Below are 13330 nucleotides of genomic sequence, written 5' to 3' on the forward strand. Positions count from 1 at the left end.
CCTTTCGATTCCGTTATTAAGTTTGATTTTTCAGATATTCCGAGAATATTTCGATAATTTCCCTGGGATAGGGGCTCTTGGTATGGCTGAATTTTCCTCCGGACAGCTCCGTGAGAAAGTCTTCCCCTCCGTTTCTCATGATCACGTCCCGTATGGTCCTGATATCCCGTTCAATATTCTGCACATCCTCTTTATATCGAATAGCAATCGGGAAGTACACATCTTTGCGGATGTTGCATAATCTTGATTCATCTTCCATCACCATCTCTACTGCCAGTACAAAGTAGGGATAGCCCTGGTAGCTTTTGGATACTCCGACTGTCTGTAATAATTCGTACATCTTTTTCATATCATATCTCCTCCTAATTCTTTATATAAGAGAAATATAAGAAAGAAAGGAAATTATTACCATGAATTCGACAGATTTAGCCAAATTATGACAGAGAACAGGACAGCTTTTTGGTTTTCATCTTTTTACAAGATTATTTGAATTATAGCAAGAAAAGGAAGGGCTCCTTTTTCTTATGGATATCCTCTATAAAAATATAAGAAGACATGATATAATGGCGAAAGAATCACATAGAAAGAGGGCATTATATGACCAGATGCATGGAAGTTCAGGCCCAGATCACGGACTATATTGACGGAAAGCTCCCGCCAGAGGAGCTGGAGGCCTTTGTTTCCCATATAAACGAGTGCGAGGAATGCAGGGAAGAACTGAATATCTATTATACGATATATGCAGGGCTTTCACAACTGGAACATGACGATCAGGAAATCAATGAGCTGTATGATCTGGATGGGGCCTTGGAGGAGGAGCTGTACCAGTCGGAGCTTTTGATAAAAAAGCGCCATTTTTTCCAGGGGTTCCGTTACGTGGTGTATACAGTGGCTTTCTGGTGTATCGTGCTGGCTGTTTTTCTGCAGCTGCGCTTGTTCGCTGATATGGGAATATTATAAAAGATCGAGGAAGAAAAAGGAACCGGATATGAGAGAAAAAATCGTATTGATTGACGGACACAGCATTTTGAACCGGGCTTATTATGGCGTCAATATGGGCATGACCAATTTCGAGGGGCTCCATACCAACGCCGTATACGGTTTTTTGAACATTTTACTGAAGATCATCGACGAAGAACAGCCGCAGTATATGACTGTGGCTTTTGATGTAAAAGCCCCGACCTTCCGTCATGAAATGTATGAAGCGTATAAGGGAACACGGAAGGGAATGCCAGAGGAGCTGCACGAGCAGGTGCCTTTGACGAAGGATGTGCTTAAGGCAATGGGAATCCAGGTGGCGGAGCTTCCTGGCTACGAGGCAGATGATATCCTGGGGACGCTGTCAGCCCGATGTGAGAAAGAGGGGCTGGACGTTGTTCTGGTTTCTGGTGACAGGGACATGCTGCAGCTGGCGAGCGGCAGGACAAAGATCCGGATACCGAAAACGAAGGGCGGGACGACTGCCGTTGAGGATTATTTGGAAAAGGACGTAAAGGAGAAGCTTGGAGTAACCCCGTCGGAGTTTGTGGACGTAAAGGCGCTTATGGGGGATTCCTCCGATAATATTCCAGGCGTCCCTGGCATTGGGGAAAAGACAGCGTTTGCCTTGATTCAGAAATATCACAGTTTGGAAGCCGTCTATGCGGATGTGGACAATGTAAAGCCGGCCAGGGCGCAGAAAGCGCTGGCGGCGGGCAGGGAAATGGCGGAGCTGTCCCAGACACTGGCCAGGATAGACAGAGAATGTCCTGTGGAATTTTCTCTGGAACAGGCCAGAATAGGCAAGCTGTTCACTCCGGAGGCTTATGAGATCATGAAGCGTCTGGAGCTGAGAAGTCTGTTGAAACGGTTTGAGGCGGGATGCCAGACTCAGAATTCAGTGGAGCGTGCTTTTTTATTCCTTGATGATCTGGAAGGCGCGGAGCTGGCGTTTGAAAAGGCCATGGGAGCAGAGCGGATTGGAATGCAGCTGGTGGCGGAAAACGGAGAACTCCTCGGTCTGTCACTGGCTTTTGGGGAAGAAGATATCTATTTCCTGGAGGCTTCCGATTTTCTGACCGGAGAGTACCTGGCCGGAAAAGCCAGGCAGTTGTGCCTTCGCGGGAGAGATACCTGGATGCTGGATTTAAAGGAGGCACTTCCCTATCTGGGCATAGAGGAAACAGAGGGGGTATACGATGCCGGTGTGGCGGGATATCTGCTGAATCCCCTGAAAAGCGCCTATGTGTATGATGATCTGGCCAGAGAATATCTGGAGCTGACGGTCCCTTCCAGGACGGACCTGCTTGGAAAGGTTTCTTTTCAGTCCGCCCTTCAGGATAAAAAAGAGAGCTGTATCACGTGCTTCTGCTATTCGGCGTATACGGCCATGGCGTCGGGAGAGATCCTGCTCACGAAGCTTCGGGAAACAGGCATGGAGCCGTTGTTTCGAAATATTGAGATGCCTTTGATCTACAGCCTTTACCATATGGAGAAAGAGGGTATCCAGGTGGAAAAAGAGGCGCTCAGGGTTTACGGAGAAACGCTGAGGGTCCAGATCGAACGCCTGGAGATAGAGATATATGAGCTTTCCGGAGAAACCTTCAATATCAATTCTCCTAAGCAGCTGGGAGTGATCCTGTTCGAAAAACTGAAGCTGCCCTATGGAAAAAAGACAAAGACGGGATATTCCACGTCCGCCGACATTCTGGAAAAATTGGCGCCTGAGCAGCCTCTGGTGGCAAAGATCCTGGAGTACAGGCAGCTTACGAAACTGAAATCTACCTATGCCGATGGCCTGGCTGTATATATTGGAGAGGACGGAAGAATCCACGGAAAGTTCAACCAGACCATCACGGCAACAGGCCGTATCAGCAGTACAGAGCCAAACCTTCAGAACATCCCGGTCAGGATGGCTTTAGGACGGGAAATCCGCAAGGTATTCGTACCGAAGGAAGGCTGTGTATTTGTAGACGCGGATTATTCTCAGATTGAGCTGCGGATCCTGGCTCACATGTCGGGGGACAGCCGGCTCATCGAAGCATATCATCAGGCGGAGGATATCCACAGGATGACGGCGTCACAGGTGTTTCATGTGCCCTTTGACGAGGTGACGCCTCTTCAGAGAGGGAACGCTAAAGCTGTCAATTTTGGAATCGTATACGGCATCAGTGCCTTTGGACTCAGCGAGGGCTTAAGCATAACCAGGCAGGAAGCGCTTGATTATATCAAACAGTATTTTGAAACTTATCCCGGAGTCAAGGTCTTTCTGGATGGTTTGGTGGATTCAGGCAAAGAGAAGGGATATGTGACGACCTTATTCGGCCGCAGACGTCCCGTGCCGGAGCTGTCTTCCTCCAACTTCATGCAGAGAAATTTTGGAGAGAGGGTCGCCATGAACAGTCCCATTCAGGGGACGGCGGCCGATATCATGAAGATCGCGATGATCGGTGTGGACAGGAGGCTTCGCAGAGAGAATCTCAGATCCAGGCTGATTCTCCAGATCCATGACGAGCTTCTGGTGGAGGCGGCGGAGGACGAAGCCGAGCAGGTTAAACGCATACTGAAGGAAGAGATGGACGGCGCGGCCGAGCTGTCGGTGCCCCTTGAAGTGGATTTGAACACAGGATACAGCTGGTTTGAAACGAAATAGGGCTTTCGGAGAGAAAAAAATGAAGATAATCGGAGTGACTGGCGGTGTAGGAGCAGGAAAGAGCACGGTGCTGGAAATCTTAAAGGAAGAATACGGCGCCGGAATCTTGACGGCAGATGAAATCGGGAGGGAACTCATGGAACCGGAGGGCGCCTGCTTTGCACAGGTGAGAGATGTCTTTGGTGAAGGAGTCATAAGACAGGACGGGACTCTGGACCGGAGAAAGATCGCGTCGATGGTGTTCCGGGACCGGGCAGCGTTAAAGCGGCTGAACGGCATCATCCATCCGGCGGTCCGGAAAGAGACGGAAAAACGGCTTCAGGACTTTGAGATATCCGGAAAGGATATTGCCGTGATCGAGACGGCCATTCTGTTTGAAGCCGGGTATGAGGATATCTGCGATGTGGTCTGGTATGTCTATGCCGACGAGGAGACGAGGATTCAGAGGCTTATGCAGAGCAGAGGCTATGGAAGGGATAAATGCCGGGAGATCATGGCAAACCAGATGCCGGACCGGGAATTCAGACGGCGGTGCGGCGCGGTCATCGACAACAGTGGGAGCAGGGCGGATACGAAAGAGCAGATTGCATCTTCCTTGTCCTTATGATAAAATAACACATGATGTCTGCAGACAAAATAAACAATAATATAGAGATAAAGTGAGGAATGTGACATGATGCGCCTCGTCAGTATAGCCAGCGGCAGCAGCGGAAACTGTATCTATGTAGGTACGGAGCACACCCATCTCCTGATCGATGCAGGGATATCCGCCAAACGGATTGAATGCGGGCTGTGTGAGCTGGGAATCAAAGGCTCAGAGCTTTCCGGTATCCTGATCACCCATGAGCACTCGGACCATATCGGGGGACTGGGAGTCTTTTCAAGAAAAAATGAGGTGCCCATATATACCACCCGGGAAACCTATGAAGGCATACGGTCGGCGAAGACTGTGGGAGAACTGCCGGAAGGACTTCACAGAGAGATTTTTCCGGATGTGGATTTTTCCATAGGAGATATGAGGATATCACCGTTTTCCATTGATCATGACGCTGCGAATCCATGTGCGTTCCGGGTGGGTTCCGGCGGAAGCTCAGCCGCTGTAGTGACAGACCTTGGCAATTACAGCCAGTATACTATCAATCATCTGCAGGGACTGGACGCCGTTCTTCTGGAAGCGAACCATGACGTACATATGCTGGAAGCGGGACCGTATCCCTATTATCTGAAAAAGCGGATCATGGGGAACAGAGGACATCTTTCCAACGATTCGGCGGGGCGGCTGCTGGGGGAAGTTCTTCACGATAAGTTTAAGAAGGCGCTGCTGGGACATCTTTCCAAAGAGAATAATTATGCGGATCTGGCCTATGAGACGGTCCGCCTGGAGGTGACCATGGGAGAGAACGCTTACCGGGGCACTGATTTTGATATCGCAGTTGCGGACAGGAGCAGGATGTCGGAGATCGTGTACCTTTGATGTTTTATGATCTGGCTTAAACCGTAGGTTATTTCACATATAGGACGAGGAGAATGAAGATGAAAAAAACTATTATCACAGTCGTAGGCAGGGATACCGTAGGTATCATTGCGAAGGTATGTACATATCTGGCCAATAACCGCATCAACATTGAGGATATTTCCCAGACCATCCTGCAGGGTTATTTCAACATGATGATGATCGTGGACGCCAGCCAGTCAGCCAAGCCCTTTGGCGATGTGGTCGAGGAGCTGGACCAGATCGGGGAAGAGATTGGTGTGAAGATCCGCTGTCAGCATGAGGATATCTTCAACAAAATGCACAGAATTTAAGAGGGACGGCTATGATAAACAGATTTGAAGTAGATGAGACGAATAAAATGATCGAGCAGGAGAAGCTGGATGTCCGGACGGTCACCATGGGTATCAGCTTATTGGACTGTATCGATTCTCAGCTGGACAAGGTAAATGAAAAGGTTTATAAAAAGATCACCTCTTATGCGAAAGATTTGGTCGATGTAGGGCATGAAATTGAAGTGAAATACGGTATCCCGATCGTGAACAAGAGAATTTCCGTTACGCCCATCGCATTGGTGGGAAGCGCGGCTTGTAAAACAGCGGAAGATTTTGTGACACTGGCGAGGACTCTTGATCTGGCGGCAAAGGAAGTAAAAGTGAACTTCATAGGAGGATATACCGCTCTGGTCAGCAAGGGGATGACACAGGCCGAAGAGCTTCTGATTCGTTCGATTCCCCAGGCCCTCGCTTGTACGGACAGAGTCTGCAGCTCCGTGAATGTGGGATCCACCAAGACCGGAATCAATATGGACGCGGTAAAGCTGATGGGAGAGGTGATCAGGGAAACGGCGCTTGCCACCAGGGAGCGGGACTCCCTGGGATGCGCGAAGCTGGTAGTGTTCTGCAACGCTCCCGATGATAATCCGTTTATGGCCGGAGCTTTCCACGGTGTGACAGAGGCCGATGCCATCATCAATGTCGGAGTCAGCGGGCCGGGAGTGGTGAAGACTGCCCTGGAAGAAGTGCGTGGACAGAATTTTGAGGTGCTTTGTGAGACCATTAAAAAAACGGCGTTCAAGGTGACGCGCGTGGGCCAGCTGGTAGCACAGGAAGCTTCCCAGAGACTGGGAGTTCCCTTTGGGATCGTGGATCTGTCGCTGGCTCCGACACCGGCTGTGGGAGACAGTGTCGCGGAGATCTTGGAAGAGATCGGCCTGGAAAGTGTAGGCGCTCCGGGGACGACAGCCGCTCTTGCCCTTCTGAATGATCAGGTGAAAAAGGGAGGCGTGATGGCTTCCTCCTATGTGGGAGGCCTGAGCGGCGCATTTATTCCCGTGAGTGAGGATCAGGGAATGATTGATGCTGTGAACAGAGGAGCCTTGAGCATCGAAAAACTGGAGGCTATGACATGCGTATGCTCCGTCGGGCTGGATATGATAGCGATCCCTGGGGACACCACTCCGGATACCTTGTCCGGTATCATTGCTGATGAAGCCGCCATTGGAATGATAAACCAGAAGACCACGGCGGTCCGCCTGATTCCCGCCATTGGGAAAAAGGCCGGCGACACAGTTGAATTCGGAGGGCTTTTGGGATACGCGCCGGTGATGCCGGTGAACCCTTATTCCTGTGCAAAATTTGTCAGCAGGGGAGGCAGGATTCCTGCTCCCATTCACAGCTTTAAGAACTGATCACAGCCGGACAAAAGACGGGAGGAACATCATGGACTTAGGTCTAAAGGGACAAGTGGCAGTCATCTGCGGAGGAACGACGGGAATCGGCGCCGCCGCTGCGTTACGATTTGCGGAGGAAGGCTGTAAGGTTGCTGTCTGCAGTCATTCGTTTTCAAAAGTGGAGGCATTTGAACAGCAGGCGAGAGACTCTGGATACGAGGATATCCTGGCGGAACAGGTGGACGTGACAGAGCTTTCCCAGATACGGGCGTTTGCGGATGATGCCGCAAAGCGGTTTGGGGGAATCGATATCTGGGTGAACTGCGCGGGAGGAAATAAACACGGCCCCCTCCATTCACTGCCGGAGGAGACCTTCCGCTATATCATGGATTTGAATCTGACCAGTACTTTCCTTGGTATTCAGACGGCAGCAAAGCATATGATGCCCAAAAAGAGCGGAGTAATCATCAATCTGTCTTCTCTCTCCTCCAGAATACCGGTGGATTACCGGGTGACTTATGGGGCCGCGAAAGCGGGGGTCAATATGCTGACAGTTGGCGCCGCGTCGGAGCTGGCGCCCTATGGAATCCGCGTCAATGCGGTATCTCCGGGAGTGATCGATACGGTGCTTTCCGCAAAGGCAATCTATGAGCAGAGAGACTATACAATGTCCATGATACCTCTTCATCGGGCCGGCCGGCCGGAGGAGATCGGAGATGTGATAGTCTGCATGGCGAGCAGCCGCTTTGGCTATATGACCGGTACCGTGGTGAATGTGGACGGCGGGAAAAACAGTGTAGAGGATACAGAGCTTCCGTGGAAAAAGCCCTGGGAGGGATAAAATCGTATCATTTTCATAATGAAAAACGCATTTCCTGGATGAAGCCGGGAAATGCGTTTTTTAACGACTGGACTTGCAGCTGCTCAAAATCACGGTTCTACGATTACGCCCTGAGTATATTCGTTTTTCGTCCGATAACCGAATTTATGATATACTACGGATTGATACAGATTGGAGGCGAAGACCTCCTGGTTCAGCATATCGAAGCCTATGGGCGCCAGCCGGTTTTCCGCGTCAGCCATTTTGGTAAGGAGCGGGATAGAGCCGTTCTTTTTTATACCCTTCAGCAAAGGGCCGGAAGACTTTTTGAAGCCCAGGACTCTGGCATAGGGAACAAAGTCGTTGCTTTTATACCGGGCGATATCATCCACCCGGATATCCAGCAGAATATGCAGCAAAGCACGGCTGATCCTCGTCCTGGTGTATTGCTTGCATTTCACCGAATCAATAAAATCCGAGAATGTGGAAACATCGGTCAGACAGTTTTTGATCCGGTTTTCCAGCTCAGGGGAAAGATCGGAATAGTCTGTTAAATCCGCATTCCGTGCGGAAAGAAGTTTATATAAGAGAACAGAAGAAAAATCATCCACAAAGATCGGCAGACGCTTATTAAAGTTTTCTGCAATCAGGCAGTAGGCTTCTTCCGGCACATAAGAACGGACTGTTTTCATGGTTTGCGACATAGGTCCGGAAGCCAGACCGGTGATTCTTGAATGAAAGACATGACGGATGGCAGAAGAAGAACAAAACGGGGCAGAAAGAGCTTTAGAAAGATAATCCGAAGTCCGCAGGATAGTGGCGGGCTTGATGGAAGAACGCCTTCTGTACAGAGCTTTTAAGTATTCAATGCCCAGAATGTTGTTGGGCGTGGAAAGAAGTGCGTTTACCTGATCCGTAAGACGGTCCTCAGGAGCAGACGGCAGCGCATTTAGGGAAAGATAAGAGAGAAGCGCCTGATTTCTGGCGGCCGGATAGCTGAGTCCCCTTTTCAGCAGATCTTTGATGAGCTGAGAAAATTCCTTCGGTTCATCGGACAGGATGGACGCGACAGATGACATCAGGGCCAGATCGCCGCTTTCGCTTCCAAAACAGAGTGAATCGACAATTCCCAGCTTATCCAGGATGGAGACCGCGCCCGCGGCAAAATATTCGGCGCTTCCTATGGCGAAAGGCACCGGCAGTTCAAGAATCAGATCTGCTCCGGACCGCAGTGCGATATGAGTCCTTAAATACTTGTCCATACAGGCCGGTTCACCGCGCTGAACATAATTTCCGCTCATGACTGCAATGCAGTAATCGGCGCCGGTGACCTTTTTTGCCTGCTGGATATGATAGCTGTGTCCGTTGTGGAACGGATTGTATTCTGTGATCAGACCGACAACCCTCATAAGCCCACACTCCTTTCTTCTGTATTTAATTTTATTTTAAAACAGAAGGGGAAAAAAGACAAGATGCAATTGTCTGTAAATGTGCCGATAAAGAGTGGAATGTGTGAAATAAAGTACAGAAATTCCCTTGTGAAGTGAATCCATATGCGTTATAATATGATATTAGATTAGAATTTAACGAACCACGAAAGGAGCCTTATCATCATGGCGTTTATTGACACGGTTAAAGCGAAAGCAAAAAGCAACAAAAAGACGATCATTCTGCCCGAATCCATGGACAGAAGAACCTTTGAGGCGGCAGCTCAGATTCTGGAGGAGGATTTTGCGGACCTCATCATCATCGGTACTCCCGAGGAGATAGCAGAAAACAGCAAAGGACTGGATATCTCCAAGGCGACCATCATCGATCCTCATACATACGAGAAGACTCAGGAGTATATAGACCTGTTTGTCGAACTCCGGAAAGCAAAGGGCATGACTCCGGAGAAGGCGAAGGAGACCATTTTCAATGATTATGCTTACTACGGATGCCTGATGATCAAGTCCGGACATGCAGACGGCATGGTATCCGGCGCCTGCCATTCCACGGCAAACACCCTTCGTCCCTGTCTGCAGATCGTAAAAACTAAGCCCGGTACAAAGCTGGTATCCGCATTTTTCCTGATGGTAGTTCCGGACTGCGAGCTCGGCGAGGAAGGTACGTTTGTATTCTCTGACTGCGGCCTGAACCAGAATCCGAATCCGGAGGAGCTGGCTGCTATCGCAGGCTCTTCAGCAGAGTCCTTCCGTCTTCTGGTAGGCAAAGAGCCGAAGGTCGCGATGCTTTCCCATTCTACCATGGGCAGTGCAAAACACGCAGATGTGGATAAGGTAGTGGAGGCTACAAAGATCGCGAAGGAAACATATCCGGATCTCAAGCTGGACGGCGAGATGCAGCTGGACGCGGCGATCGTTCCCAGCGTAGGCGCTTCCAAGGCTCCCGGCAGTGAAGTGGCGGGACAGGCCAATGTACTGATCTTCCCTGACCTGGATGCGGGAAACATCGGCTATAAGCTGGTACAGAGACTCGGAAAGGCAGAAGCTTACGGTCCCATGACCCAGGGCATTGCGGCTCCGGTAAACGATCTTTCCAGAGGCTGCAGCGCTTCTGATATCGTAGGCGTGGTTGCCATTACCGCGGTACAGGCCCAGGCCCAGTAAAAAGAACCTTTGATCGTTGGCAATCTGCGCGATAATTGTTGACAAATTGAATGCACCTATGTATAATAGTACAGGTGTGTATTAGGAGAATACTATGCACATTCATTTATCAGACTCCCTGACCCATGAACAGGAGACAAAAGATTACACGGCAGAGCTGGAATTTGACGTGTTTGAGAACGGGGTAGCCGACTATCCGGTCATAGATAAGAAGCCTGTGAAGCTGCGGGTGACCAATACCGGAGATAAAAAGCTGCTCATTGAGGCAGATGTGTCGTTTGCTCTCGTGATGCCTTGTGACCGTTGTCTGGAAGCTGTGACCGTTCCTTTTTCTTTCCCGATCAGCCGTTTGGCCGATTTTCGTGAAGGAAAAGAGGAATCAGAGGAGCCGGAGGAGCAACCGTATATCGAAGGATATACCCTGGATGTGGATGTGTTGGTACGCGATGAGCTGTTCGTGCATATGCCTATGAAAGTTCTGTGCAGGGAAGACTGCAAAGGAATCTGTAATAGATGTGGTGCAAATCTCAATCATGGGGTTTGCGGCTGCGAGGTCACGGAACAGGACCCCAGGATGGCGGTTATCCGTGATATTTTCAGAGACGCGAATCAGTAATGCATGAAATGAAATTTATCGGTTAAGGAGGTGTGTGACCATGTCTATCTGTCCCAAAAATAAGCATTCAAAGGCGAGAAGAGACAGCCACAGGGCAAACTGGAAGATGAGCGCAGTGAATTTAGTGAAGTGCAGCAAATGCGGTGCTTTGACGATGCCTCATAGAGTTTGCAAGGCTTGCGGCTGCTATAATAAGAAAGAAATCATCAACGTAGATTGATGGATTGGCTTGAGACGGGCTTTCCTGAAAGGAAGCCCGTCTTTTTCATTATGCTCAAATATAGAAAATTGGAAAAATCATTGATTTATAGATTGATATTGTGTATATTATTTCTTAGAATCCTTCGGACATGGCATGGCACTTTCGAAAGTTGCGGCCGCTTCTCTCTGCATAGGAGAAAGGTACCGGAAGATATTAGGTTCTTCGTAATATGGAGGAAAGAAGATGCAGGAAACAGTTAGAGTTGCGCTGGACGCCATGGGCGGCGACAATGCTCCCGGTGAGATGGTAAAAGGCGCAGTGGATGCGGTGAATGCGAAAGAAAATATCCAGGTCATCCTGGTGGGAAAAGAAGAAGCGATAAAAGCGGAGCTTTCTAAGCACACCTATCCAAAGGACAGAATTGAGATCCGCAGCGCATCGGAGGTGATCACCACAGAGGAAGCGCCGGTCACGGCCATCAGAAGAAAAAAGGACTCTTCTATCGTAGTGGCTCAGACCATGGTGAAGAAGGGAGAGGCCGATGCCTTTGTTTCTGCCGGAAGCACTGGGGCCATTTTAGTGGGAGGCCAGCTGGTGGTAGGCAGAATCCGGGGAGTGGAAAGGCCGCCTCTGGCGACACTGATCCCCACAACAAAGGGCGTGTCCCTTCTGGTGGACAGCGGAGCGAATGTGGACGCCCGTGCCAGTCATCTGGTACAGTTTGCGAAAATGGGTTCTATTTATATGGAGCATGTCATAGGCATTAAAAAACCAAGGGTCGCCATAGTCAATGTGGGAGTGGAGGAAGAAAAAGGAAATGCTTTGGTTAAGGAGACATTTCCGCTTCTCAAGGAATGTGGCGATATCTGCTTCACAGGAAGCATAGAGGCGAGAGAGATACCTCACGGCGGCGCGGACGTGATCGTGGCAGAGGGCTTCTCCGGCAATGTGATCTTGAAGCTGTATGAGGGGCTTGGATCTGCCCTCATCGGAGAAATAAAGAAGGGTATGATGTCTACCTTCCGTTCTAAAATGGGAGCTCTTTTGGTGAAGCCAGCTCTAAAGGAAACACTTAAGACCTTTGATGCCACAGAGTACGGCGGAGCGCCGATGCTGGGGCTTAACGGATTGGTAGTGAAAACTCATGGGAACGCCGGCGCGAAAGAAGTGAGGAACACGATCTTCCAGTGTGTGACGTTTAAAGAGCAGAAAATTAATGAGAAAATGAAAGCGTGTTTTATAAAAAAAGAGGAGAATGAATAGGAAAGGGTGAATTTCTATGGAATTTGAAAAACTACAGGGGATTATTGCAGAGGTATTGAATGTAGAGACAGATGAGATAACGATGGACACTACGTTTGTGGACGATCTGGGAGCGGATTCGCTGGATATATTCCAGATCATCATGGGGATCGAGGAAGAGTTTGATATCGAGATTCCCAACGAAGCGGCGGAGCAGATCGTCACGGTGGGAGACGCGGTGGAGCAGATCAAGAGCGCATGCAATTAAATAACGGATTCGGAAAAAGCCCTGGCCGGATTTCGGATGGGGCTTTGCTTTTAGGAATAAGTAAGGGGAAAGAAACATGAATCAGGAATTTGAAAAATTAAAAATGCTGGAAGATACAGTCGGCTATGTGTTCTGTGACAAGGCGCTTTTATACCATGCCATGGTACACAGCTCCTATACCAATGAGCACCGAATGAAGCGTTCTGAGAATAATGAGCGTCTGGAGTTTCTGGGGGATGCGGTCCTTGAGCTGTCCAGCAGTGATTATCTATACCGGGAATTCCCGGACAAGCCCGAGGGGGAGATGACCAAGCTGCGCGCCAGTGTCGTATGCGAACCCACTCTGGCATACTGTGCGAGAACGATCGAACTGGGACAGTATCTGTTTCTGGGAAAAGGAGAGGACGCTGAGGGAGGAAGGCAGAGAGATTCGATTCTTTCGGACGCTTTGGAAGCGCTGATCGGCGCAATCTATCTCGACGGTGGTTTTGCTAATGCAAAGGAGTTTATCTTTCGTTTTATCATGAATGATTTGGAGCATAAGAAGCTTTTTTACGATAGCAAGACTATCCTGCAGGAAATGGTACAGAGCCGGTATGAGGGAGGCCTGTCTTACGAGCTTCTTGAAGAGAAAGGACCCGACCACTGCAAGGTGTTCCGTGTTCAGGCGGTGATTGCCGGAAATGCGGCCGGAGAAGGAGAAGGACGGACGAAAAAGGCGGCGGAACAGATGGCGGCGTATAAGACCATCCTGATGCTGAGGGAAAAGGAATAAGAA

Annotated in this window: 15 protein-coding genes; 13 read left to right on the plus strand and 2 right to left on the minus strand. The window is 49.6% G+C overall.

What is annotated here, in order from left to right:
* Positions 1-16 precede the first annotated feature (16 nt).
* On the minus strand, positions 17-349 hold the full coding sequence (locus LQE92_RS08505; protein WP_231062545.1) for a sporulation initiation factor Spo0A C-terminal domain-containing protein: 333 nt from the start codon (positions 347-349) through the stop codon (positions 17-19).
* A gap of 248 nt (positions 350-597) precedes the next feature.
* Between LQE92_RS08505 and LQE92_RS08510 the strand changes: the two genes are divergently transcribed.
* From LQE92_RS08510 to LQE92_RS08540, 7 genes are all read left to right on the plus strand, one after another.
* Positions 598-960, plus strand: coding sequence for an anti-sigma factor family protein (locus LQE92_RS08510; RefSeq protein WP_231062546.1), 363 nt, complete (start codon positions 598-600; stop codon positions 958-960).
* Positions 961-988: 28 nt separating this feature from the next.
* The gene (gene polA / locus LQE92_RS08515; RefSeq protein ID WP_231062547.1) at positions 989-3631 is read left to right on the plus strand and encodes a DNA polymerase I; all 2643 of its coding nucleotides are present in this window, start codon (positions 989-991) and stop codon (positions 3629-3631) included.
* Between the two features lie 19 nt (positions 3632-3650).
* Positions 3651-4238, plus strand: a complete 588-nt coding sequence (coaE, locus tag LQE92_RS08520; RefSeq protein WP_231062548.1) for a dephospho-CoA kinase — start codon at positions 3651-3653, stop codon at positions 4236-4238.
* Between the two features lie 69 nt (positions 4239-4307).
* Positions 4308-5105: an MBL fold metallo-hydrolase gene (locus tag LQE92_RS08525; protein ID WP_231062609.1), complete on the plus strand. Its 798-nt coding sequence runs from the start codon at positions 4308-4310 to the stop codon at positions 5103-5105.
* Positions 5106-5164: 59 nt separating this feature from the next.
* The gene (locus tag LQE92_RS08530; RefSeq protein WP_231062549.1) at positions 5165-5437 is read left to right on the plus strand and encodes an ACT domain-containing protein; all 273 of its coding nucleotides are present in this window, start codon (positions 5165-5167) and stop codon (positions 5435-5437) included.
* A gap of 11 nt (positions 5438-5448) precedes the next feature.
* Positions 5449-6813, plus strand: a complete 1365-nt coding sequence (locus LQE92_RS08535) for a PFL family protein (RefSeq protein WP_231062550.1) — start codon at positions 5449-5451, stop codon at positions 6811-6813.
* 31 nt (positions 6814-6844) lie between these two features.
* Positions 6845-7636, plus strand: coding sequence for an SDR family NAD(P)-dependent oxidoreductase (locus tag LQE92_RS08540; protein WP_231062551.1), 792 nt, complete (start codon positions 6845-6847; stop codon positions 7634-7636).
* 89 nt (positions 7637-7725) lie between these two features.
* Here LQE92_RS08540 and LQE92_RS08545 read toward each other — a convergent pair whose 3' ends face one another.
* A complete protein-coding gene (locus LQE92_RS08545) occupies positions 7726-9024 on the minus strand; it encodes a nucleotidyltransferase (protein ID WP_231062552.1) in 1299 nt (432 codons plus the stop codon).
* A 204-nt stretch (positions 9025-9228) separates the two neighbouring features.
* Between LQE92_RS08545 and pta the strand changes: the two genes are divergently transcribed.
* The 6 genes from pta to rnc all read left to right on the plus strand — a co-directional run bounded on the left by pta (position 9229) and on the right by rnc (position 13327).
* Complete coding sequence (pta, locus tag LQE92_RS08550) at positions 9229-10224, plus strand: phosphate acetyltransferase (RefSeq protein ID WP_231062553.1); 996 nt, start codon at positions 9229-9231, stop codon at positions 10222-10224.
* Positions 10225-10318: 94 nt separating this feature from the next.
* Positions 10319-10840, plus strand: a complete 522-nt coding sequence (locus tag LQE92_RS08555; protein WP_231062554.1) for a YceD family protein — start codon at positions 10319-10321, stop codon at positions 10838-10840.
* Positions 10841-10880: 40 nt separating this feature from the next.
* On the plus strand, positions 10881-11060 hold the full coding sequence (gene rpmF, locus LQE92_RS08560) for a 50S ribosomal protein L32 (protein ID WP_147596425.1): 180 nt from the start codon (positions 10881-10883) through the stop codon (positions 11058-11060).
* 225 nt (positions 11061-11285) lie between these two features.
* A complete protein-coding gene (plsX, locus tag LQE92_RS08565) occupies positions 11286-12305 on the plus strand; it encodes a phosphate acyltransferase PlsX (RefSeq protein ID WP_231062555.1) in 1020 nt (339 codons plus the stop codon).
* A 16-nt stretch (positions 12306-12321) separates the two neighbouring features.
* On the plus strand, positions 12322-12552 hold the full coding sequence (gene acpP / locus LQE92_RS08570) for an acyl carrier protein (RefSeq protein ID WP_231062556.1): 231 nt from the start codon (positions 12322-12324) through the stop codon (positions 12550-12552).
* Between the two features lie 76 nt (positions 12553-12628).
* On the plus strand, positions 12629-13327 hold the full coding sequence (gene rnc / locus LQE92_RS08575) for a ribonuclease III (RefSeq protein WP_231062557.1): 699 nt from the start codon (positions 12629-12631) through the stop codon (positions 13325-13327).
* Positions 13328-13330 lie beyond the last annotated feature (3 nt).

It is taken from the genome of Lientehia hominis (genome assembly GCF_021044755.1).
Taxonomy (GTDB): domain Bacteria; phylum Bacillota; class Clostridia; order Lachnospirales; family Lachnospiraceae; genus Lientehia; species Lientehia hominis.